General features: G+C 62.6%; 18 protein-coding genes. 5 read left to right on the forward strand and 13 right to left on the reverse strand.

The features are described 5' to 3' along the window. Positions 1-43: 43 nt before the first annotated feature. From CN933_RS29305 to CN933_RS29350, 10 genes are all read right to left on the reverse strand, one after another. Positions 44-1,048: an Ldh family oxidoreductase gene (locus CN933_RS29305; RefSeq protein WP_102763210.1), complete on the reverse strand. Its 1,005-nt coding sequence runs from the start codon at positions 1,046-1,048 to the stop codon at positions 44-46. After that, a complete protein-coding gene (locus tag CN933_RS29310) occupies positions 1,045-2,169 on the reverse strand; it encodes a mandelate racemase/muconate lactonizing enzyme family protein (protein ID WP_102763211.1) in 1,125 nt (374 codons plus the stop codon). The genes CN933_RS29305 and CN933_RS29310 overlap by 4 nt, the downstream gene beginning before the upstream one ends. Before the next feature lie 137 nt (positions 2,170-2,306). Then, on the reverse strand, positions 2,307-3,197 hold the full coding sequence (locus CN933_RS29315) for a glycine betaine ABC transporter substrate-binding protein (protein ID WP_102763212.1): 891 nt from the start codon (positions 3,195-3,197) through the stop codon (positions 2,307-2,309). Positions 3,198-3,220: 23 nt separating this feature from the next. Then, a complete protein-coding gene (locus tag CN933_RS29320; protein ID WP_102763213.1) occupies positions 3,221-3,976 on the reverse strand; it encodes an ABC transporter permease in 756 nt (251 codons plus the stop codon). Next, the gene (locus tag CN933_RS29325) at positions 3,973-5,088 is read right to left on the reverse strand and encodes an ABC transporter ATP-binding protein (RefSeq protein WP_102763214.1); all 1,116 of its coding nucleotides are present in this window, start codon (positions 5,086-5,088) and stop codon (positions 3,973-3,975) included. The genes CN933_RS29320 and CN933_RS29325 overlap by 4 nt, the downstream gene beginning before the upstream one ends. Beyond that, on the reverse strand, positions 5,085-5,747 hold the full coding sequence (locus CN933_RS29330) for an ABC transporter permease (protein ID WP_102763215.1): 663 nt from the start codon (positions 5,745-5,747) through the stop codon (positions 5,085-5,087). Before CN933_RS29330 ends, CN933_RS29325 begins: the two co-directional genes overlap by 4 nt. Positions 5,748-5,880: 133 nt before the next feature. Then, on the reverse strand, positions 5,881-6,561 hold the full coding sequence (locus tag CN933_RS29335) for an isochorismatase family protein (RefSeq protein WP_102763216.1): 681 nt from the start codon (positions 6,559-6,561) through the stop codon (positions 5,881-5,883). Then, complete coding sequence (locus CN933_RS29340; protein ID WP_102763271.1) at positions 6,561-7,865, reverse strand: M24 family metallopeptidase; 1,305 nt, start codon at positions 7,863-7,865, stop codon at positions 6,561-6,563. The genes CN933_RS29335 and CN933_RS29340 overlap by 1 nt, the downstream gene beginning before the upstream one ends. Before the next feature lie 91 nt (positions 7,866-7,956). Continuing rightward, complete coding sequence (locus CN933_RS29345; protein WP_102763217.1) at positions 7,957-8,949, reverse strand: GlxA family transcriptional regulator; 993 nt, start codon at positions 8,947-8,949, stop codon at positions 7,957-7,959. A gap of 7 nt (positions 8,950-8,956) precedes the next feature. After that, positions 8,957-10,492, reverse strand: a complete 1,536-nt coding sequence (locus tag CN933_RS29350) for a trimethylamine methyltransferase family protein (protein WP_102763272.1) — start codon at positions 10,490-10,492, stop codon at positions 8,957-8,959. A gap of 227 nt (positions 10,493-10,719) precedes the next feature. Here CN933_RS29350 and CN933_RS29355 point away from each other — a divergent pair, with 227 nt between their 5' ends. Together CN933_RS29355 and CN933_RS29360 are read left to right on the forward strand one after the other, a co-directional pair. Beyond that, on the forward strand, positions 10,720-11,607 hold the full coding sequence (locus tag CN933_RS29355; RefSeq protein WP_102763218.1) for a LysR substrate-binding domain-containing protein: 888 nt from the start codon (positions 10,720-10,722) through the stop codon (positions 11,605-11,607). Positions 11,608-11,836: 229 nt separating this feature from the next. Then, positions 11,837-14,257 carry a GcvT family protein gene (locus CN933_RS29360; protein WP_102763219.1) on the forward strand — a complete coding sequence of 807 codons (2,421 nt, stop codon included), beginning with the start codon at positions 11,837-11,839 and terminating at the stop codon, positions 14,255-14,257. 90 nt (positions 14,258-14,347) lie between these two features. On the opposite strand, the gene CN933_RS29365 is transcribed toward CN933_RS29360, so the two are convergent. After that, positions 14,348-14,842, reverse strand: a complete 495-nt coding sequence (locus CN933_RS29365) for a cupin domain-containing protein (RefSeq protein ID WP_100673276.1) — start codon at positions 14,840-14,842, stop codon at positions 14,348-14,350. Positions 14,843-15,274: 432 nt separating this feature from the next. Here CN933_RS29365 and CN933_RS29370 point away from each other — a divergent pair, with 432 nt between their 5' ends. From CN933_RS29370 to CN933_RS29380, 3 genes are all read left to right on the forward strand, one after another. Next, positions 15,275-15,520, forward strand: coding sequence for a type II toxin-antitoxin system VapB family antitoxin (locus CN933_RS29370; protein WP_102763273.1), 246 nt, complete (start codon positions 15,275-15,277; stop codon positions 15,518-15,520). Beyond that, a complete protein-coding gene (locus tag CN933_RS29375; RefSeq protein WP_102763220.1) occupies positions 15,520-15,957 on the forward strand; it encodes a type II toxin-antitoxin system VapC family toxin in 438 nt (145 codons plus the stop codon). The genes CN933_RS29370 and CN933_RS29375 overlap by 1 nt, the downstream gene beginning before the upstream one ends. A gap of 333 nt (positions 15,958-16,290) precedes the next feature. Beyond that, positions 16,291-17,403, forward strand: a complete 1,113-nt coding sequence (locus tag CN933_RS29380) for a pyridoxal-phosphate-dependent aminotransferase family protein (RefSeq protein ID WP_102763221.1) — start codon at positions 16,291-16,293, stop codon at positions 17,401-17,403. Positions 17,404-17,481: 78 nt separating this feature from the next. On the opposite strand, the gene CN933_RS29385 is transcribed toward CN933_RS29380, so the two are convergent. Then, positions 17,482-18,129 carry a glutathione S-transferase family protein gene (locus CN933_RS29385; RefSeq protein WP_102763222.1) on the reverse strand — a complete coding sequence of 216 codons (648 nt, stop codon included), beginning with the start codon at positions 18,127-18,129 and terminating at the stop codon, positions 17,482-17,484. Positions 18,130-18,139: 10 nt separating this feature from the next. Further along, positions 18,140-19,906 carry a Rieske 2Fe-2S domain-containing protein gene (locus CN933_RS29390; protein WP_102763223.1) on the reverse strand — a complete coding sequence of 589 codons (1,767 nt, stop codon included), beginning with the start codon at positions 19,904-19,906 and terminating at the stop codon, positions 18,140-18,142. Position 19,907 lies beyond the last annotated feature (1 nt).

Consider the following 19,907-nt stretch of genomic DNA (forward strand, 5'->3'; position numbering starts at 1 on the left):
GGCAGGGAATGCGATTTCGCAAGATAGACACGACCGCCCAGCTCTAACGAGGATTTCGACCGTCCTTCGATTCCGAAAGCGAAACCGCCTTCTTCCAGAGATCGGCATCGACGAAAACGGGCTGCTTTCGTCCGGAGTGGCCGGGAAGCCTTACGCCGGCGGCGCCATGGGAGGCGACCAGATTATCCATCGCTTCGCAGAAGCGATCGGCGGCGAAGTGACCAGGGTCGATGACGATCAGGAATTGGCCGACATGCGGCGGCCCACCCTCGTCGCTTCCGAAGGCGCTCGCCTCCGTGCTGACGGCAGAACCGGTCAGGGCGGCAGCAAGGATCTCCACGAGAAGGGCGATATTGGCGCCCTTGCGACCGCCGGCGGGCAGCAGCGAGCCTTCCAGCCCGATGGCCGCGTCGGTCGTCGGCTGGCCGTTCCCGTCCTGCGCCCAGCCGATCGGGATTGCCTCGCCGCGATCGCGGCGCAGGATCATCTCGGTCTTGGTGACGGCACTCATGCTCTGGTCCACGACGATTGCCGGAGCCCCTTCTTTCGAAGGCACGGCGAAGGCAAGCGGGTTCGTGCCGAAAAGCGCCCGCGTCGCCCCGGGCGGCGCAACGGAGGCAGGCGCATTCGAAACGCAGATGCCGATCAGGCCGGCGTCGGCAAGGGGCCGGACGTGATGACCGAGGGCGAGGCAATTATAGGAGTTGCGCACCGCCATTGCCGCGAGGCCCGCTTGGCGTGCGAGGTCGATCAGGACCGGCGTACCGGCGGCAATGGCGGGATGTGCGAAGCCGGATCTCGCGTCGACCGTGACCGTCACACCGCGCGTCGTCACCTCGGGAACGGCTTCTCCAGCGACCTTTCCGATCGCCAGGTGCCTGCAGAAGATCGGCAGGTAGTAAAGGCCGCAGACGCGATTGCCGTCGGCCTCCGCCGTGGCGATCGCGCTCGCCACGGCGCGTGCGTTTTTGGCTGCCGCACCATGGACCGTCAGCGCCTTGAGGCAAACTACCTCGATCTCTTCACGGGAGGTTTCGACCGGTGTCATCGACTTGCCGCGTAGCGTCTTTCGCCTTCGGCGACCAGGTCTTCGGCGAGCTGGAAACCGAGTCCGGGCTTCCTGAAGGCATCCAGCCAGCCTTTTTTGGGGGCCAGGTCGGGTGAGGAGACGATATCCTTCTGGACGAGCTGCCACATGATCTGGTTACCGTCGTCGAGATTGGGAATGGCGAGCCCTATGTGGTGTTCCGCGCAGGTGGTGATGCCGGTGGTAAAGGAAGAATGGATGCAGATCTTCAGTCCGGCGGCCTCCGCCACGGCTGCCGCCTTCATCATCGGCTGTATGCCGCCGATTTCACGCGGACCGATGCAGATCATGTCCGCGGCACGCTGGCGGCATATCTCATAGACGTCGTAGAGCGTAAAGGCGGCCTGATCCGCAACGATCGGGATACCGACTTTCTCGCGGACATGCGCCATGGCCGGAATGCTCCAGCTCACCGTTGGCTGCTCGATGAACTCGATGTCGAATTTTTCGAGCTTTCGGCACATGTTGATCGCGTCATGGACGCTCCAGCCTTCGTTTGCATCGAGGCGCAGGCGCGCGTCGCCGATCTCGCGGCGAACCGCCGCGGTGATCTCCAGGTCGAGCTTCTCGCCGCGGCCGACCTTGAGATAGAAGACCCGCTCGCCCTCGGCGTGACCGACCGCGGCATCGCTCGCAAGCTCCTCGGCGGTCTCGCCCTGCAGGAAATAGAAGTAGCCGACCGCCTTCCTGTGAGCCCCCCCGAGCAGCTGGTGGACCGGCAGGCCGGCGAGCTTGCCCTGCAGATCCCACATGGCCAGGTCGATGCCGGAAAATATCTGATTGGCCGCCCGCATGATATTGGCGCCGTGTCCGAGATATTCCTGGTGAAAGATGCGCGCGATGAGCGGCGCCACATCATGGGGCGAATGGCCGACGAGGTGTTTGGCGAGGCGATAGAGGATAGCCGCCGTACCGGTCTGGTCCGGCGCGACCGTGCACTCGCCGACCCCTACTGTGCCGTCATCTGCCTCGATCTCGATGAGGTTGACCGCGAAGGATTCACGGATGCCGTAGGACCAGTGGTAGGGTTGCTTGAGCGGCAGTACCAGCGGGCGGACGCGGACGTTTGATATCTTGACCATTCTCGGAGTTCCTCGAAAAGACGGCCGGCACGGCCGGTCCGGTATATCTGCGCCCGGTTCTCCGGCACGCACCCTTCCCGCCCGCCGGCAGAAAACCTGCAGGCGGGACGAGACGTTCGTCGATAGATGCGGCGCGTTTACATGCCGAGCGACTTCAGATAGTCGGCGGCGACCGTTTCGATGGTCTTCTTCTCCACATCGACCTGGCTGTTCAAACGCTGCATCGTGGCGTCATCGAGCTTCTTCGAGACCGCTTCGAGCGTTTCCTTGAGATCCGGATTCGCGTCGAGCACTTCCTTGCGCACGACGGGGGTCAGCGCATAGTTGGGGAAGAAGCCCTTGTCGTCCTTCAGCGTCTTCAATCCGAGCGCCGCGATCTGGCCGTCGGTCGCCTGCGCGGCGATCGTGTCGAGATCGCCATTGGCGAGTGCGTTATAGGCGAGACCAAGATCCATCGGCCGGATATTGGCCCGGCCGGTTTCGAAACCGTAGACCTTCTCCAAGCCGATCAGGCCGTCCGGACGCTTCGGAAATTCGGCCGTCGTGCCCATGAGGACATCCTTGCCGTCGTTATACGCCTTGGCGAGGTCGGAGATCGTCTCCATGCCGTCCGTCTTGGCGTTGCCCGGCTTGATGACATAGGCGTAGGTGTTGTTCGCCGCGGACGGCGCCAGCCAGACGAGGCCTTTCTCACCGTCGAGTTCCTTGACGCGGTTGTAGGTCTCCTCCGGCGAAAGCCGTTCCGTCACCTTGTTGAAGGTGATGAGCGACGTCCCCGTATATTCCCAGTAGAGATCGACCTCGCCGTTCTCCAGTGCGGCGCGAACGATCTTCGTGCCCATGCCGTCTTTCTTGTCGACCGTGTGGCCCTTGCTCTGAAGGAGCTGCTTGGTGATCTCTGCGATGATCAGCTGCTCGGTGAAGTTTTTGCCGCCGACGGTAAGGCTGGCGGCCCAGGCAGTCGTCGTGACGAGCGCGATGGCGGCCGCCGACAGAAGGGTCTTGGCAAGTTTCGGTGCGAAGTTCATTTCAGTTCCTCTCTCTCATTTTGTTATCGTAGCGGATTGATGCCCCGTGGAACGAGGTAGTACTGAATCTGGCCGATGATGAAATCGACCAGGACCGCGAGCATTGCCGTGGGAATGGCCCCGGCCATCATCATCGGGAGTTCGTCCAGCGAGATCCCGGTGAAGATCAGTTCGCCAAGCCCGCCCGCGCCGATCAGAAAGACCAGGGGCGCCGAGCCGACGCAGATCGCGAGCGCCGTGCGGATGCCGCCGAAGATCACGAAGAGGGCGTTTGGAAGTTCGACGCGCCACAGAACCTGCCGCGGCGTCATGCCCATCCCGGTTGCGGCCTCCACAAGGTGCGGCGGCACGGCGCGCAGGCCGGCATAGGTGTTGCGCACGATCGGCAGGAGGGTGGCCGCCCAGAGGCCGAACACCGCGGGCACCGTACCGATCCCGAGCAGCGTCATCGAAAGCGCCAGGATCGCGAGCGTCGGCACGGTGCTGCCGACATTGAAGATCTGCATCACGGCTTCCGAAACGAGGCGGAAGGCAGGCCGCGAAAGGACGATGCCGACCGGTACGGCCACAAGGATGGCGAGCCCTCCCGCCCAGGCGACCAGCTCCAGATGCTGCACGGCGAGATAGGAAATGTCGTCGGAATAGGCGAGGATTTCCTCCGCCATGCCGCTCCACCACAGCCAGGCGACGGTTGCGGCCAGCACGACGAGCACGATCATCGGTGCGGTCTCGATCCGGCGGCGATGCTGCGGTGCGGCCTGGCCGGCGAGAGCGCTCATGCCTTCCCTCCATGGCCGAGATTGTGCACGATGGAACGGTAGCTCATCACGCCCGCCATCCGTCCGCCCTCGTCGACGCAGGGCAGCAGCGCCATGTCGTGTGCGAACATCATCGACACGGCCTGCCTAAGATCGCCGGTGGTCGGGACGGCGGACTTTACCGGTTCCGCATGATCGCCCACCGTACCGGAGCGCAGCTCCGCCACCTGCTCGCTCAAGAGAGATTGCGGTGCGCCGTCGGCGTCCAGAACGAAGACTGCAGCGCTGCGCGACGATCGCATTCGCTCAAGCGCATGTTCGACCGAGTCCGAGCTCCGGACCGTGATGAAACCCGTCTCCATGGCGTCGCGCACCGAGACGAGCCTCAGCCGCTTGAGTGCCCGGTCGGAACCCAGGAAGTCTTCGATGAAGCTGTTGGCGGGACGGGCGAGCAACTCGTCGGGCGCGGCATATTGTTCGAGCCTGCCGCTGCGGAAGATCGCGATCTTGTCCGCCATCTTCACCGCTTCGTCGAGATCGTGCGAGACGAAGATGATCGTCTTGCGGATCTCCCGCTGCATCTTCAGAAATTCTTCCTGGATGACTTCGCGGTTGATCGGATCAATCGCCCCGAACGGTTCGTCCATCAGCATCACCGGCGGATCGGCCGCCAGCGCGCGCAGGACGCCGACACGCTGCTGCTGGCCGCCTGAAAGTTCCTTCGGATAGCGCGCGAGGAAAAGGTCGGGCTGGAGACCGACAAGCTCGAGGAGCTCTTTGGCACGGTCGCGCGACTTGCGGCGATCCCAGCCGAGGAGGTCTGGCACGACACAGATATTTTCCTCGATCGTCTTGTTCGGGAAAAGGCCGATCTGCTGGATCACATAGCCGATGCTCCGCCGCAGCTTGATCGGATCGATGGTGCTGGTGTCCTTGCCGTTGATGAAGACCTTGCCGCTGGTGGGCTGAATCAGCCGGTTGATCATCTTCATCGTCGTCGTCTTGCCGCACCCCGAAGGGCCGAGCAGCACGCAGATCTCTCCTGTGGGTAAGTCCAAACTTACATTGTCGACGGCAATGAGGGGATCGTGCGCCGGGCCGTAGTGTTTCGTCAGATTTTCGAGCCGGATCATGGCGTGACCTCCCCCTGGATACCGCGTGACGTGAGAAGGCGCTGTACGAGCGCGAGGAACAGGTCGGCTGCGATCGCAAGCAGCGAGACCGCCAGCGCCCCGGTCACCAGCTGTCGGGGATCGGACTGGCTGATGCCGCGCGAGATGAAAGTGCCGAGGCCGCCCGCGCCGATATAAGCCGCGATCGCCGTCACGCCGATGTTCATGACGACGGCCGTCCTGACCCCGGCCATTATGACGGGAATGGCAAGCGGGATTTCGACCTGGCGCAGACGTTGCCAGGTGCTCATCCCCATGCCTTTCGCGGCCTCTCGAAGAGACGGATCGACATTGGTGATGGCGGTGTAGGTGTTGCGGATGATGGGAAGCTGGGAATAGAGAATGACGGCTACGACCGCCGGGACATAGCCGATGCCGTGGCCGATCGGCGAGAGCAGCGGGATCATCAGGCCGAACAGCGCAATCGACGGAACGGTGATCATCATCGACGCGAGATAGAGGACGGTATCGGCCGTGCTCTTCGACTGCGTGATCGCAATCCCGATCGGCACGGCCGTCGCGATCGCAATCCCGACCGCCAGGAAGACGATCGAAATGTGCTCGATCGTCCGCGTGCCTATGACGTCCAGATTGTCGATGATGAACCGTATGATCTCCATTCGTTGCGGCCTGCCTTTCCTAAACTGGGTCACGATGTCTCGGTCGGTGCGTGACCGATTCCAATAAGTCAGAGCGGGCGGCAGGCGGGACACCCGGCCTTCCGCACTGATGCGCGCCCCTGTCAAACGCTCGTCAGAGTTCGCCGTACAGGTTAGCGGCATTCCCGAAAGTGTAGCGCAGGGGCACCGATCCCTCGACCTGCCATGCTTCGACCGTAGCCCCTTTCAGAAGGGCGCAAGCGGCTTCGGCATCGACGACCGCGCCGCCATAGAGGCGGTTCGCCAGATTGAGAATGCCGGTCTGGTGCATCGCAAGGCCGCCGCTGCCGCAGGCGTCCTTGACGAGCAGGACATGCAGGCCAAGGTTGATCGCGTCCTTGACCGTTGCATCGACACAAGCCTCGGTCCAGACGCCGGCGATCACCAGCCATTCCACGCCAGCGTCCCGCAATTCGCCGATCAAGGCGCTCTTGCCGAAGGCGCTCGCTTCGTTTTTGACAAGCAGCCGCTCCGACGGAAGAGGAGCGACCTCCGGGCAGATCGCCGTGAGCGGATCGTCCTTGTCGCTAAAGGCGGAACGTCCATCCGGTCCGATGGGATGGAACGGCCGACGATTCTCGGCGAGATCGACGATATAGGCGCAATGAAAGACGGGGATGCCGCTGCGGCGGGCCGCCTCCTGAAGGCGCGCGGCATTGCCGAGCACCGTCTCGTAACCGTCTACGAGATAGCGCTCGTCGTGGCGATGCTCCTCCTGGAGATCGATAAAGAGAGCGGCAGCTTTTGCGCGGTCGATCCGCAACGGTTTCTTCATCAAGTCTCCCCGTTCAGGAATTCGTCCTCATAGGGAAAGCGCGACAGGAGTTCCGTTCCGTTCTCCGTGATGAGGATCTCGTCTTCGAGTTTCACGCCCTCGCGGCCGCCCTTTTCGCCGATGTAGCTTTCGACCGAGACGACCATTCCGGGCACGAGACATCCGTCGCGACCGTAGGTCTCGTAGTCCATCGCATGGGCGATGAACGGCGTCTCGCCGTGCATGCCGACGCCGTGCATCACGGACGTGTAACGCTGATCGACGAAGCGGTCCGGTATCTTCCAGGCCTTTTCGGCGATCTCGCGGAAGGCCATGCCCGGCTTGACGATGTCGATATTGTGCTGAACCTGTTCGTAGGCCATTCGGTAGAGCGACTTCTGGTAAGGGGTCGGCTTGCCGGGACCGCAGCGGAAGGTTCGCGAGAAATCGGAATAGTAGCCGTAGCAGCCGATCGTATCGGTATCGAGGGCCACGAGTTCGCCCGGCCTGATCTTGCGGCCGCTTGCCTCGTTAAACCAGGGATTGGTTCGCTGGCCGGAACTCAGCAGCCGGGTCTCGATGAACTCGCCGCCCTGCCGGATCACTTCATGATACATGATCGCGAAGAGCTCGTTTTCGGAAACGCCCGGCTTGATCGCTTCGCGTACGGCGGCCACGGCAGCTTCGGCGCCGGCCATGGATACCTGAAGGCACTTGATCTCTTCGGGAGTCTTGACGGCCCTGACGGCGAGAATTTCACCCTGACAGTCCTTTACCTCGCACCCGCGCTTTTCGAGCGCCAGTGCCTGCAGATGGCTGCAGCGGTCCATGCCGAGCTTCATCGACCCGCCGCCATGCTGCTTGAGCAAATCGGTAATCTCGTCCGCGAAGGGCCCGGCGGTCTCGTCGTCCTTACCGGAGACGGAGGACCAGACAAGCTTGGAAGGGCGGGCCTCGTCGATCGTGTCGAGGACCATCGAGACATGATAGCTCTGCGGATATTCGAAGAGGACGACCGGACCTTCGGTGGGGATGAAGAAATAGCGGGTGGAGTTGCGCAGGAAATACCCGAACATGTTTCGGGAGCCCGTCGCGTAGCGCTGGTTATAGGGATCGAAAAGGACCACCGCGCCGTAGCCGGCCGCGCGCATCCAGTCGCGAAGCTTCTTCAGCCTCCCCTTGCGCAGGGCGTCGGCGTCGATGAAGGACGGTTCCGTGTCCGAAAGCCACATGCCGCCGGCCGGATCGGCTGCCTCCGGATGGCGCATCCGGTCCTTGAAGTCCACGTCATCCACGCTGTCGGGATCGAATACAACAATGCTCATGACATTCTCCTTTTCCAGCAGGATGGAGAAGAGTCGGAGCGCGCATTTGCGCAAATTCCGCGGTATCTATGCCGGAATCCGCAGAGTTTCATTATTTCAGCCCCGCGACTGCGCGAGGCGCCTCGCCCGCTCGCGAAACGCGGCGGCGAACGCTGTGCGGGACATATCCGAACTGCTCTTTGAAGGCGCGGGAGAAGTTGGCGGCATTTCCGAACCCGCAGGCGACCGCGACTTCATTCACCTTGAGACTGGAATGCGTCAGCATGTCTGCCGCGTGACCAAGCCTCAGATTGCGGTAATAGCTGTTGGGCGACACGCCAAGTTCGGCCTTGAAGGCGCGTTCGAGCTTATCGGACGAGACATTCAGCCGGTCGGCCAGGTCCCCGATCCGCAATAGGTCCTCGATCGCATTCTCCATCATCGCCACAGCGGAAAGGACGAGGTCGTCGGCGATGCCGCTCCGGATACGCAAGGTCAGCTTCCGGCGATCGGCGTCGGGTCGCAGCGGGCTGTGCATGAACCAGCCGGCGACGCCGTCGGCGAGCTCGGCGCCATAGTCCCGTCCGATCATGTCCAGCATCATGTCGAGGCTGCCGATGCCGCCGACGGAAGTGAAGCGGCGGCGGTCGATCACATAGAGGTCCGAGCGCATGTCGAGCTGCGGGAATGCTTCCTTGAAGGCCGGCTGGCTGGTCCAGTGGAGCGTGCAGGAATGGCCGTCGAGCAACCCTTTGCGCGCCAGGAAGAAGGCAGCGTCGGCTACCGCACCGAGTTGCGCACCGGATCGGAGATTCTTGCGGATCCACGCCATCTCCTCGTCCGCAACGAGGTGCTCTGCGTCACCGCCCGAACACACGACAATCCGGTCGACCTCCGGTGCGTAGCGTACATGAAAGTCCGGCTCGATACCGATGCCGTTCGATGCCGTGATCTTCTCACCGGCCGCCACGGTAATCCAGGAATAGCAGCGCTTGCCGGAGAGCGTATTGGCTGCGCGCAGCGGCTCGATGACCGAACTGAAGGCCATCAGCGGAAAGTTCGGAAACATCAAAACCGCAAAGCGGATTTCCTGCGTATCCCTCATCTGCCCCTCAAGGTTCGCCCACCCCGATCTCCGCTCGCCGCTTGATCATGTAGGCATCGAGCTCTTCCCGGATCGCCGGGTCGAGGACCGGTTCCTCGTATTCGCTCAGGGCTTGCTGCCAGATGCCGGTCGCGCGCTCCAGCGCGTCGTGCCCGCCGGCCTCCTGCCAGCTGCCGTAATTCTGCCAGTTGGACAGCATCGGCTGATAGAAAGCAGTTTCGTATCGCGCCATCGTATGTTCGGAACCGAAGAAGTGTCCTCCGGCCGGTACCGATTTGATGGCGTCGAAACCGAGATCGTCCTCGGAGAATGGCATGGGCTCGAGGAAGCCCATCATGTTCTGCAGGATCTCCACGTCCAGCACCAGCTTCTCATAGGAGGCCGTCAGGCCACCTTCGAGCCATCCGGCAGCGTGATAGATAAGGTTGGCACCCCCGAGCACCGCACCCCAGGTGGCCATCTCCGTCTCATAGGCCGCCTGAAGGTCGACGGCGTTGGAGGCATTGGCGTTCGACGTGCGATAGGGAAGCTTGTAGCGGCGCGCGAGCTGACCAGCGATGATGTTGGCCTTCGCGTTTTCCGGCGTGCCGAAGGCGGGGGCGCCGGAACGCATGTCCACATTGGACGTGAATGCGCCATACATGACCGGCGTACCCGGATTGACCAGTTGCGCAAGCGTGACGCCGAACAGCGCCTCGGCATTCTGCTGGCAGAGTGCCGCCGCAAGCGTCACCGGCGTCATGGCGCCCATTAGCGTGAAGGGCGTGATGGTCACGGGCTGCCCGTGCTCGGCCATGGCGATCAGTCCGTCCGCCATCGCATCGTCGAAAAGCCGCGGCGAATTCACCGAGATGATCGTGATGACGCCGGGGGATCGGCGCATCTCCTCGACGCTGATGCCGCGCGCGATCGCCATCATGTTGATGCCGTCCACCGCCCGCCCCCGCCCGATGGCGGTGCAATGGAATGAGAGATCGCTGAGCGTGATGTTCGCCTTGTAGGTATCGAGGTGCCGGGAATTGGCCGGCAGCTCCATCGGCGCGCAGACCTGGTTCCCGAGAATGTGGATCGCGTTGAAGTGGTGGGCGAGACGCGTGAAGTTCTGGTAATCGGCGAGATTTCCCTGCCGCCGGCCCTTGATCCGGTCGTGCACGTTCGGAGGACCTGCCACGAGGCCGAAGGCGATCCTATTGCCGCCGATCGTCAGGCGTTTTTCGGGATTGCGGCTGGTCAGCGTGAAGGAAGACGGCGTCGTGGCGAGCGCCGCCTCGACGATGGATTCGTCGATGCGGATCATCAGGTTCTCGCGGTCGACGATGGCGCCCGCCTTCTCGAACAGCGCCATCGCCTTTTCGCTCATGACGCGGATACCGATTTCCGAGAGGATGCGCATCGAATTGCGATGAAGCGCCTCGAGACGATCCTCGTCGAGAAGCTGCATCGGGGAATAGGTGTTGACGACCTCGTGCCATGGCAGCTGCGAGATACCGTCGCCGCCCCGGATCGCCCGCGATCGTCTTCCGCCGCCGCGTCTGCCGCTCATCGAGAACTGCCTTTCATCCCCTGATCCGCGCAGCTGCGCCATAGAAGGCCCTGCTCGGGATACTTATGCTTTTTCTGTTCCGCTCCCCGAAACTATGGCCAATCATGCACCGGTCTTCACATGATAAGTTCGGCGGCAATGGCCAAAAAAAACCATGTCATGGCACGCGTGCACCTTGCAAGTCCCGGACGGGCCTGACTAGCATGGAGCAAAAGGGGAACTTTCAGATGAAGCCGCCGCCGCCATTGAACTACATCCGCTCCTTCGAATGCTCCGCCCGGCATCTCAGCTTCACCGAGGCGGCCAACGAACTGGGCTATACGCAGGCCGCCATCAGCAATCATGTGCGGGCGCTCGAGCAATATCTCGGGCGTCAGCTCTTCATCCGCTATCCGCGCAGCCTCAAGCTGACCGAGATGGGAGAGGCCTTCCTTCCCACCCTGCGCCAGGCTCTGAACCAGATCGACTTCGCCACGGAAGCGGTACTTGCGTCGGCGCGCAACAAAACCGTCGTCATCTCCTGCCCGACGAGCCTTGCCGAAAACTGGCTGGCAAGGTGCGTGGCCGGGTTCAGCAGGAAACATCCCGACGTCGAAATCCTTCTGCACGGCACGATCTGGGAGGATTCGACCGAGCAGATCGCCGATATCCTCATTTCGATCCGCCGCTTCGACAACATGCCGGCAAGCGGCATGCAATTGTGGAACGACCGGCTTGTGCTTCTATGCGCGCCGCAGCTCGTTCACGGGCAGAATGCGATCAGGACGCCGGCCGACGTTCTGAAATCGAACTGGATCGCGGTGCACGGGCGGCAGGAGTTCTGGCAGGAAATGGCCGATGCGCTCGGAATAGACGCCTCCGCGAACGACAAGCGGCTTTCCACCAATTCCACCAATATAGCGCTGGAAATGGCGGCGAGCGGCGCCGGCTGCATCGTGACCACCCAGTCGCTGGCGCGGGCCTATGTGGATCGCGGCCTGCTTGTCGAGCCGTTCCAGATCCGCACCAAGAGCGCGTGGAACTACTACCTCGCCGAAGGGCAGGCGTCGAGGGGAACGACCGTCTCGAAGGTGCGCGACTGGATCATCGCCGAGGCTCAGAAGGTGATCGGCTGACCGGTTCACCCCCGATACCGAAAGGGCCGATTTCACACTAGCCAGAGCCCATCCGGCAACAAACGAAAATTGCGAGATCAATGACCTCGTTTTATTTGTTCATTCGATGACAATAGGGGCCGATTTCCCGCTTTGGGCCGCTTTGCAAAAAACGGCTCGTCCCTAAACTGAAGCCGCGACGGCAGAGATTTGCCGGCGGCAGAGGTCATCGTTTCAAGGCTGGATTTTCATGCGCTCCCACGCTCAAGCGGTCGTCATCGGCGGCGGTCTCATCGGCTGCTCCATTCTCTACCATCTCACCAAGCTCGGCTGGTCCGACGTCGTGCTTCTCGAGCGCAGCGAACTGACATCGGGATCGACCTGGCATGCGGCCGCCAACATCCACGGCCTGCACGACTCCACGAACATCAGTCTGCTTCAGCATTATACAATGGCGCTCTACAAGGAGCTGCAGGTCGAGACCGGGCAAGGCTGCGGCATCTTCCAGCCCGGTTCGCTCTATCTTGCGCAGACCGAGGCGCGCGAGCACCAGCTCCGGCTCCAGGAGGCCAAGGCGCGCCGCTACAAGATGAACTTCTACGAGATCGGCCGTGACGAAGCGGAGCGGCTGCATCCGCTCGTCAACTTCGACGGCATCCGCTGCATCATGTACGAGCCGGAGGGCGGAAATGTCGACCCCTCCGGCGTGACGATGGCCTATGCCGCAGGCGCGCGCAAGCGCGGCGCCGAAATCCACCGCTTCACGCCCGTCACCGGTACGGAGGCGCAAGCGGACGGCAGCTGGATCGTGCGCACGCCGAAGGGCGACATCCGCACCCGGTGGGTGGTCAACGCCGCCGGGCTCTGGGGCCGCGAAGTCGCGGCCATGGCGGGGCTCGAACTTCCGCTGATGCCGACGGAACACCAGTATTTCGTGACCGAGACCATAGCGGAGATCGCCGCCCTCGACCGGCGGCTTCCCTCCGTCGCGGACCGCGACGGCGAATATTACCTCCGGCAGGAGGGCCTGGGCCTGCTGATCGGTGCCTATGAGCGCGACATGCGCTTCTGGGCCGAGGAGGGCACGCCGCTCGGCTTCGGTCACGAACTCTTCCCCGACGACCTCGACCGGATCGAGGAAAACATGATGCGCGCGATCGACCGCGTGCCGGTGGTCGGAACGGCGGGCATCAAGCGCGTCATCAACGGGCCGATGATCTGGTCGCCCGATAGCGCGGTCCTCTTCGGCCCCGTGCCGGAAATGACGAACTACTTCTGCTGCAACGGCATCATCCCAGGCTTCTCGCAGTCGGGCGGCATGGGCAAGCTTGCGGCGGAATGGATGATCGAGGGCGAACCGTCGCTCGACATGTTCGGCTGGGACATGGCGCGCTTCGGCCACTGGGCGAACAAGGCCTTCACCAAGGCGCGCGTGCAGGACCAGTACAGCCACCGCTTCAAGATCCACTTCCCCAATGAGGAGCGGGCGGCCGGACGCCCGGTACGCACCCGGCCGGCCTATGAGAAGCAGAAGGCGATGGGGGCCGTCTTCGGCCTGAATTTCGGCTGGGAACATCCCCTCTGGTTTTCCGCCGATGGCGAGCCCAAGGAAGAGACGACCGGTTTTACCCGCCAGAACTGGTGGGCGCCCGTCGGCCGCGAGGCCCGAATGCTGCGCGAAAGCGCCGGCATCATCGACATTTCCAACTTTGCGAAATACGCGGTGAAGGGACCGGGTGCCTCCGACTGGCTGAACGCGCTTTTCGCCAACCGCATGCCCATGACGGTCGGCCGCTCGTGCCTGACGCCTCTCATCGGAAAGCGGGGGGGCATTGCGGGCGATTTCACCGTGACGAAGCTCGGCGACGACGACTTCATGATCTTCGGCTCCGGCATGGCGGAACGCTACCACCAGCGCTTCTTCAATGCGGTTCCGCTGCCCGAGGGCACGACCCTTACCTCGATGACGGAGCGCCTTTGCGCCTTCAACATCGCCGGGCCGAAATCGCGCGAGTTGCTGATGCGCCTGACGAACGACGACCTCTCCAACGAGAGCTTCCCCTTCATGCGGTCGCGCAGGATGCGCGTCGCCGGCGTCGAGGTCATCGCACTGCGCGTCTCCTTCACCGGCGATCTCGGCTGGGAACTCTACTGCGACGCCGACCGGCAGGTCGCGCTTTACGATGCCTTGCTGAAGGCCGGTGCGGATCTCGGCGCGGGCCCGGTCGGCTCACGCGCACTCGCCTCGCTGCGCATCGAAAAGGGCTATGGCAGCTGGAGCCGCGAGTATTCGCCCGAATACTGGCCGCAGGAATGCGCTCTCGACCGGCTGATCAAGCTCGACAAGGACGCGTTCCTGAACAAGGCCTCCTACCAGGAAATCGCCGGGAAGCGTCCGAGGCAGAAGCTCGCCATGATATCGATCGACGCCACGGATGCGGACGCCACCGGCGGCGAGCCGATCTTTCTCCGTGACGGCACCCCGATCGGCCATGTTTCGTCCGGCGCCTACGGCTATACCGTCGGCATGTCGCTGGCGCTCTGTTACATCAAGGCTGGAACGGCGAAACCGGGTGACACGGTGAGTGTCGCAATCCTCGGCCGCCCACATGACGCCGTCATCCTGGAACGGCCGCCCTTCGACCCGGCAGGCGAAAGGCTTCGAATGTGACGAACAAATCGGTGCCGTCCCTCTGAAGCGGACACCGCAGAACAGGTGCGGTATCTGCCGGAATATCTCGTGCTCTGGAAGAACGCCGGGTCAGCCAGGATGTTTGTGGATCGGATCCACCCAGTAGACTTCCTCTGGCTTTTCGACCGGATCGACATCGGTAATGTTCACAACGACCGCCTCATTATCGGATCGGACCAGCACGCATTCGAGCGGATTTTCCGGATCCGCGTTGATTTCCTGGTGCGGCACGAAAGGCGGCACGTAGATGAAGTCACCGGGTCCGGCTTCGGCGACATATTCGAGCCTGTCGCCCCAACGCATGCGCGCCTTGCCGCGAAGCACGAAGATCACGCTTTCAAGCGGCCCGTGGTGATGCACCCCGGTCTTGGCATTGGGCTCGATCGCAACGGTCCCGGCCCAGATCTTTTGGGCGCCGACGCGGGCATGGTTGATTGCCGCCTGCCGATACATGCCTGGCGTCTGAGCCGTGTTGGCGTCGAGTTGGTCACCCTTGATGACGCGAACGCCGTTGTTCCTCCAGTGGTCCTCTCCGTGATGATCGTGATCGTGCTTCTCGGGCATTCTCCGTCTCCTGCTTTAGGCACAGTTCCGCACTAGATCACGATGAGTTAGGTCGGGTCGACCGAAAATCATGAAGGTGATCGATATCGACACCGCGCCGCCACTGATGGCAGGTTCGCGCCAACAAAAGCCATCGCATGCCAAGCGACATGCCGGAAGCGACGGCGTTACCGGAACGGCGGCGGTGCCGACTTCCGGAACAAGAGCTGCTCGAAGTCGTACGCTAACGCAGAACGAACCGGAACGCGGTTACTTTTGGCGTACTCAATCGGGTTCTAGGTCTTTTGGACGCTGATTTTCGCACATGAAATTTCTCTTCTGCCCTGAGCAAAAGCCGTCTGGAGAGGGGATGCGCCCTGACCCTTGCGATTGATGTATATTCCAGCTAATATATCCGTATATTCCATGCTGAATATACATGAGGAAACGGTCATGTCCCTCTACATTCGCGACGACGATGTTGATGCCCTGGCAAAGAAGGTGCAGCAGGTCACCAAAGCCCCGACGAAGACCGAGGCGGTCAGACGCGCTCTAGAAAATGAGTTAGCGCGAGTGGAACAAGCTGTGCCGCTAAAAGAGCGAGTCGAAAAGATTCAGAACAGTGTTCGAGCCAAGATGGGACCAAACAAGCCGGAGTTCGAAATGAAGAAATTTACTGACGAAATGTGGGAGATCTAATGTTCTTGGATGCGTCGGCGATCGTCGCCATCTTGGCTGGTGAAGAGGATGCAGGTTACCTTCTCGCCAAGATCGAGATGTCGGAAGGTCTTAAGATCTACTCGCCGATCTCGATGTTCGAGGCCGTGATCAGTTTAGCCCGTATAGTCTCGATCTCGCAGTTCGGCGATCAGGTCCCTACTCCGCCCGAGTTGATCGATGAGATTCAAGAGGACGTAGCGAAGTTCCTGGAGACGATCGGCGCGCGCGAAGTGTCCGTGAGCGGCTCCCTACACCGCAATGCAATCGAAGCGGCTCGCAACTATGGCCGTTTTGTTGGCCACCCGGCGCGGCTGAATTTTGGTGACTGCTTCTCCTATGCCTGCGCCAAGGAATATCGCCTTCCCCTTCTGTTCAAAGGCGACGATTTCTCAAAAACGGATATCGACGCTGCTTAAAAGTGCGCACCTTCGCAAGTTTGCGGGCAATGGCTTGCTCGCGGCAAGGCAGCCGGGTGGCAGTGATCGCGGGATGTAGATCACAGGGGAGCAGTTTCTCGAGGGCGGCGAGATCGATGCGCCGGACGCCGCGTCCCAACCACTGCCGCAGCGCCTGCGCCGGGGGCGCAAAGTCGGACACAATGCAGGCGGCCACAAGAGTGCACCCGCAATGCGTAGTAAATTATTATTACCGAACTCCTAAACAAACTAAACTTTACTTATCGGCCCCTGTGCCTGCATCGTGCTCCCGGGAACAAACGCGCCGGGGACCGCCGGCAGAGGAATGCTCGAATGAATGCTTTTTCGCCGCCGCCCCGCCTGCTGATGGGCCCCGGTCCGTCCAACGTCGCGCCGGAAGTGCTCGCGGCACAGGCGCGACCGACGATCGGTCATCTGGACCCCAGCTTCGTCGGATTGATGGACCGCATCAAGGACCAACTCCGCCTCGCGTTCCGAACAGATAACCGTGTGACTTTCCCCCTATCGGCGCCAGCCTCGCTCGCCATGGAGATGGCGTTGGTGACGCTGCTCGAGCCAGGCGACACCGCCATCATCGCGCAAAACGGCGTGTTCGGCGGACGCATGGCCGAAATTGCCCGGCGCGCGGGCGCGGAGGTACGGCTGGTTTCCGTCGAATGGGGCAAGCCTGTCGATCCCGAGGCGGTCCGCGCGTCGATTCTGGAGGCACCGCAGGCCAAGCTGCTCGCTTTCGTGCACGCGGAGACTTCGACCGGCGTACGGTCGGATGCGGCCGCGCTCTGCGGCCTGGCGCGCGAAGCGGGGTTGCTGTCGGTCGTGGATACCGTGACGGGGCTCGGCGGAATTCCGGTGTTGGTCGACGAATGGCAGGCGGACGCCGTCTATGCCGGCACGCAGAAATGTCTGTCCGCGCCGCCGGGCCTTGCGCCGATCACCTTTTCCGATCACGCCGTCGCGGCAGTCAAGGCGCGCAAGGCGCCGATCCAGAGCTGGTTCCTCGATCTCGGTCTTATGCTGGGGTACTGGGAGGGGGAAGGTGCCCGATCCTACCACCACACCGCCCCGGTGAATGCGCTTTACGGCCTGCACGAGAGCCTTACCCGCCTGCTTGGCGAAGGCTTGGAGACCGCCTGGGCGCGCCACCGCTCCGCCCATGATCGGCTGGTCGAACGGTTAGAAGGGCTGGGCATCGGCTTCGTCGTCGACAAGGAGCACCGGCTGCCGCAGCTGAATACGGTTTGGCTCCCGGAAGGCGTGGAGGACGCGCCCGCGCGCAGACGCCTGCTCGACGAGTTCGGGATAGAGATCGGCGGAGGACTCGGGCCGCTGGCCGGCCGTATCTGGCGCATCGGACTGATGGGCGAGACTTGTCGGATCGGGAATGTCGACCGTCTGGCCGAGGCGATCGCGGCAGTTCTGCCGTAGCCTTCTTGCCCTGAGTTCTCACTCCGCCAAGAAGAGCGCCATAAGAGTGCCGACTGCTGTGATCCGGTCGCTTGCCCCCTAGGCGGCACGCGCCGGCCCGGCCGGGAACACACCCGACATGACCGTGAAGCCCTTGATCCGCTTGAGGCGATCGCACCAACGACGGATTGCCGGATAATCCTGCCGGGGAATGCCCCCCTCTTCCGAAAGCATGATGTAGGGGAAACAGGCGATATCGGCCACGGTCGGGTGCGGCGCCGAGCATATCCAGTCACGCCCTTCCTGCTCGCCGAACCAGAGATGCTCGTCGAGGATGCGAAACAGCCTGTGAGCGCCGGCCCGAGCCGCCTCGACGTCCAGATCGTAGAACAGGCCGTCATGGAGACGCGCGGCTGAAGCCGTGCCGGTGATGCCGTCCGCAAAGGCGAGCCACTGGCCGATTTCGCCGAGACGCGCCGGATCGCTGCGCGGGTACCAGGTGCCGGAGGGATCATATTTGGAGGCGAGATAGACGAGGATCGCCTGCGCGTCGCGCAGCACCAGTCCTTCATCCTCGATCACCGGCAGCTGTCCAAGCGGATTGAGCTTCAGGAACCAATCCGACTTGTGTTCGCGGCCGGGATAGAAATCGACCGGTACCGTCTTGTACTCGATGGCGAGCATGCTCATCAGAAGTCTGAGCTTGTAGCAATTGCCCGAGAGTTCGTAATCGTAGAGGGTGATCATCCGGCAGCTCCTAGAGATCGAGGACGAGACGCGCGGATTTGGCGCGCGACACGCAGGTCATGATCTTGGTGCCGGACCTGCGCTCGGCATCGTTGAGGTAGACGTCCTGGTGATCGGGCTCACCCTCGATCACGGTCGCAAGACAGGTGCCGCAGGCGCCCTGCTCGCAGGATGACGGCATGTCGATGCCGGCTTCGCGCATCACCTCCAGGATCGTCCTGCCGGCGGGGACCTTCAACGTCACGCAGGAGCGCGCAAGCGCCACCTCGAAGCTCGAACTGTCGTCGATCGTGTTGGTATTCTTGAAATATTCGAAATGCACCGCCGTTTCCGGCCAGCCGCGATCCGCCGCGATCCGGCGTGCCGCCTCGAGCATTGGCCCCGGACCGCAGAGATAGAGGTGCATGCCGGGCCGATACCCGGAAAGAATGCCCTCGAGCTCGGCGGCAGTCGCGTCAGGGCGGAGTCCGAGGTGAGGCTTCAGCGCCTCGCCGAGGAGAGCGGTCTTTTCCGGAAAGGCGAGCTGTTCCTGGTTCTGGGCGAAGTAGTGGAAGGCGAAGTCCAGGTTCTGGTTCTTAAGTGCCTGTGCCATGGCAATCAGCGGCGTGACGCCGATGCCGCCGGCGACCAAAATCGTCTTCTCGGCATCGCGACGCAGCGGGAAATTGTTGCGCGGCTCCGAAATCGCCAGGACGTCGCCCTCGCGAAGCGTCTCGTGCATGCAGAGCGAACCGCCCTTCGAATCCCGCTCCAGCTTGACGCCGATGACGTAGCTGTCGCTTTCGCCCGGGCCATTGGTGATCGAATATTGCCGGATGAGGCCATTCGGCAAGTGAACGTCGATATGGGCGCCGGGCTGGAAAGTCGGCAGCAGGCCCTTGACCGGGCGAAGCTCGAACGCCGCGATGCCCTCGGCAGCCATCCACTTCCGCGCGACCGTTACACGGACCGTCGCCTTGCGGCCGTGAGCGGTAAGTTCCGGCATCTCCGCAAGTTCCGGCGAGACGCGCTCGATCACCGGCTCGAGCGGCGCCGGCTGCGGTGCGGCGGCCGCCTGGCGCTCGACGATCTCGCGCAGCTTTGAAAGCCGCTCGTTGTGATGGCGCAGAACGGCGATCCGTTCGGCGCCGCGCGGCGAGCCGTCGAGTACGCCGCGGATGACCGAACGGTTGGAGTCGACCGGCTGGACGAAGAAGACGGCCAGCGTCTCGGCGCCGTCTTCGCGGGCCGTGAGCGCCACCGAGAAGCCGTCGCTCGCCTTAAGCGACATATCTGCCGCTGTGCCTTCGAGGCAGCCGTTCGGCTGAAAGCGATAGCCCGTCAGCGCCGCCACCACGACATCGGCCGGCGCATTGACCGGAATGCCGCGAAGGGTGAGAAGATCGCCTTCGGCGAGGCCCGCAACGTCCGGCACGTCCCCTTGAGGCTCCTCCGCCGACCAGACGAGGCCATAGCGCTCGACGCCCGCAAAGGTACGGTTGGTAATGGTGCGGGCCGGAGCGTCGGCCGGGTGCGCCGGAATATAGGTACAGCCGGCGGTGCGGTTGGAATAGCGCCAGCCGTGATACTGACACTTCAACTCGCGGCCATCGTTGATGCCGATAGAGAGGCGGACGCCGCGGTGCAGGCATCGGTTCTCCCAGATATTGACGTAGCCGTCGTCGGCACGCCAGACGGCGAACTCGCGGCCGAGCAACTGGGCGTGGAAGACGTGGCGGAACGGCAGATCATAGGACGCGGCAACGGGATGCCATCTGGTCTTGGCGGTATCGAGCATC

Source organism: Sinorhizobium sp. M4_45 (assembly GCF_002885915.1).
Taxonomy (GTDB): Bacteria; Pseudomonadota; Alphaproteobacteria; order Rhizobiales; family Rhizobiaceae; genus Sinorhizobium; species Sinorhizobium meliloti_A.

Bases quoted from the DNA above. Each gene is read 5' to 3' on its own strand.
- CN933_RS29305 (WP_102763210.1), bottom strand. From the start codon at position 1,048: ATGACACCGGTCGAAACCTCCCGTGAAGAGATCGAGGTAGTTTGCCTC.
- CN933_RS29310 (WP_102763211.1), bottom strand. From the start codon at position 2,169: ATGGTCAAGATATCAAACGTCCGCGTCCGCCCGCTGGTACTGCCGCTC.
- CN933_RS29315 (WP_102763212.1), bottom strand. From the start codon at position 3,197: ATGAACTTCGCACCGAAACTTGCCAAGACCCTTCTGTCGGCGGCCGCC.
- CN933_RS29320 (WP_102763213.1), bottom strand. From the start codon at position 3,976: ATGAGCGCTCTCGCCGGCCAGGCCGCACCGCAGCATCGCCGCCGGATC.
- CN933_RS29325 (WP_102763214.1), bottom strand. From the start codon at position 5,088: ATGATCCGGCTCGAAAATCTGACGAAACACTACGGCCCGGCGCACGAT.
- CN933_RS29330 (WP_102763215.1), bottom strand. From the start codon at position 5,747: ATGGAGATCATACGGTTCATCATCGACAATCTGGACGTCATAGGCACG.
- CN933_RS29335 (WP_102763216.1), bottom strand. From the start codon at position 6,561: ATGAAGAAACCGTTGCGGATCGACCGCGCAAAAGCTGCCGCTCTCTTT.
- CN933_RS29340 (WP_102763271.1), bottom strand. From the start codon at position 7,865: ATGAGCATTGTTGTATTCGATCCCGACAGCGTGGATGACGTGGACTTC.
- CN933_RS29345 (WP_102763217.1), bottom strand. From the start codon at position 8,949: ATGAGGGATACGCAGGAAATCCGCTTTGCGGTTTTGATGTTTCCGAAC.
- CN933_RS29350 (WP_102763272.1), bottom strand. From the start codon at position 10,492: ATGAGCGGCAGACGCGGCGGCGGAAGACGATCGCGGGCGATCCGGGGC.
- CN933_RS29355 (WP_102763218.1), top strand. From the start codon at position 10,720: ATGAAGCCGCCGCCGCCATTGAACTACATCCGCTCCTTCGAATGCTCC.
- CN933_RS29360 (WP_102763219.1), top strand. From the start codon at position 11,837: ATGCGCTCCCACGCTCAAGCGGTCGTCATCGGCGGCGGTCTCATCGGC.
- CN933_RS29365 (WP_100673276.1), bottom strand. From the start codon at position 14,842: ATGCCCGAGAAGCACGATCACGATCATCACGGAGAGGACCACTGGAGG.
- CN933_RS29370 (WP_102763273.1), top strand. From the start codon at position 15,275: ATGTCCCTCTACATTCGCGACGACGATGTTGATGCCCTGGCAAAGAAG.
- CN933_RS29375 (WP_102763220.1), top strand. From the start codon at position 15,520: ATGTTCTTGGATGCGTCGGCGATCGTCGCCATCTTGGCTGGTGAAGAG.
- CN933_RS29380 (WP_102763221.1), top strand. From the start codon at position 16,291: ATGAATGCTTTTTCGCCGCCGCCCCGCCTGCTGATGGGCCCCGGTCCG.
- CN933_RS29385 (WP_102763222.1), bottom strand. From the start codon at position 18,129: ATGATCACCCTCTACGATTACGAACTCTCGGGCAATTGCTACAAGCTC.
- CN933_RS29390 (WP_102763223.1), bottom strand. From the start codon at position 19,906: ATGCTCGATACCGCCAAGACCAGATGGCATCCCGTTGCCGCGTCCTAT.